Source organism: Streptomyces sp. WELS2 (assembly GCF_013870595.1).
Taxonomy (GTDB): domain Bacteria; phylum Actinomycetota; class Actinomycetes; order Streptomycetales; family Streptomycetaceae; genus Streptomyces.
Genome location: NZ_JACBWZ010001202.1, coordinates 1 through 1,475, shown reverse-complemented (window position 1 = coordinate 1,475; position 1,475 = coordinate 1). Strand labels below are relative to the sequence as shown.

2 protein-coding genes are annotated in these 1,475 nt (G+C 72.5%); both read right to left on the bottom strand.

Annotation, left to right across the window (positions count from 1 at the left end; all coding sequences use genetic code 11):
- The coding region (locus tag H5J33_RS35020; protein ID WP_181798682.1) for a hypothetical protein at positions 1 to 1,223 on the bottom strand (1,223 nt) is incomplete at its 3' end.
- Positions 1,224 to 1,272: 49 nt separating this feature from the next.
- Positions 1,273 to 1,475, bottom strand: a 203-nt coding sequence (locus H5J33_RS35015) for a hypothetical protein (RefSeq protein WP_181798681.1), incomplete at its 5' end; no start/stop codon positions are given.

The following is a 1,475-nucleotide window of genomic DNA, read 5'->3' as shown; positions in this document are numbered from 1 at the left end:
GTACCCGTGCCCCCGCTGTCCGGTGCGGGCTCCTCCGCCCTGCCCTCGGTGAACTTGCCCGGCGCCGGTGCGCCCTGCGGCTGCGGGTCCGGCGGGATCAGCGGCGGGTTCTGGGCCACGCCGGGCAGCCGCTGGTTGAGGATGTCGGTGACCGTGCGCAGGGCCAGCTGCTTGGGGCCCTCCAGCTCGAACCTCTCCGCGTTGTCCCCGGCCAGCAGATCCTTCACCAGATCCATCTGGGCCTGGATCATGCGCAGTTGGTCATCGCGCATGGCGGTCATGACCAGCCCGGTGTCCTCGGGGTGCTCGGCGAGGTGCAGCGCCCAGGCCTGTACCCCGCCCTGCTGGAGGTGCCACTGGTAGTACGCCACCTTCCGGGCCTCGTACTGCTGCATCGCCAGGGCGTGCTGGGCCTGCTGCACGGCGAGCTGGTGCTGCTGGGCGCCGTGCAGCATCATCTGCTCCTGCTGCCAGTGCTGCTGCTGGACGGTGAGTTCCTGGTGCCGGCGGCCGTAGTCCATGGCCCGTTCGACCTGCAGCCGGTCCTGTTCCCGGGCCCGGCGGTCCAGCTCGGCGTCGACCTCCACGCCCCGCTGGGCCACGCGGATCTGTTCGGCGGCGGTGTGGTCGATCGCCTGGAGCCGCCGCTGGTGCTCGATGTCGGCCTGGTCCCGCCGCAGCCGCAGCGTCCAGGTGACCTGGAGGCCCGCGTCCGAACCCAGCGTGCCGAGCGGCGTCAGGGCCGTCAGCAGCTCCCGCTCGGCCGTCGCGCTGTCGGTGATCGGGAACCGGCGGGACACCGGCCGGGCCGCCTGCTGGAGCGTGCCGACGAGCAGTCCGGGCACGTCCCGGTGCCCGCTGCGCACGAACCCGGCAGGATCCAGCACCTGCCAGGAGAAGTCGACCTCGGCGGTGAACTCGAACGCGTCGTTGTCACTGGGCAGGGTGAACGTGTCGGTGAAGGGGTGCACGCCCATGTCCACCTCGTACACGGCCGTGTAGCGGTGGGCGACGATCTCGCTCCGGGTCGGCCGGTGCGGCGGGAGGTAGGCGTCGTAGCCGCCCTTCGGGGTGGCGAACACCAGCGCGTGGTCGATCCGGACGACGTGCTTGAGCGAGAACTCGAAGCGGGACAGCTGGCGCACGGTGAGCACCGGGTCGGACAGCCGGGTGTGCCGGTCCGCCGGCTGCTGCCACTCGGGCGGGCGGGTGAAGCTGGACATGGGCGGGTCTCCTCGGGGACGTGCTCGGGTCGTGCGCGCGCACGGGCCGTCAGCGGGGCGGAAGCGTGGTCAGCAGCCGAGCCGCCACCCGTGGGGGCGGTGCGCCGTCCCGGCCGGGCATCGTGCGCAGCAGATGGCTCAGGCGCTGGTACTCGGTGGGCGTGGTGACGAGCTGCGGCAGCAGGGCGGCCAGCGCCCACTCGGTGCCGGGGGAGCGGTCGGCGATCAGCACCCACTTGCCCAGGGCGTCTA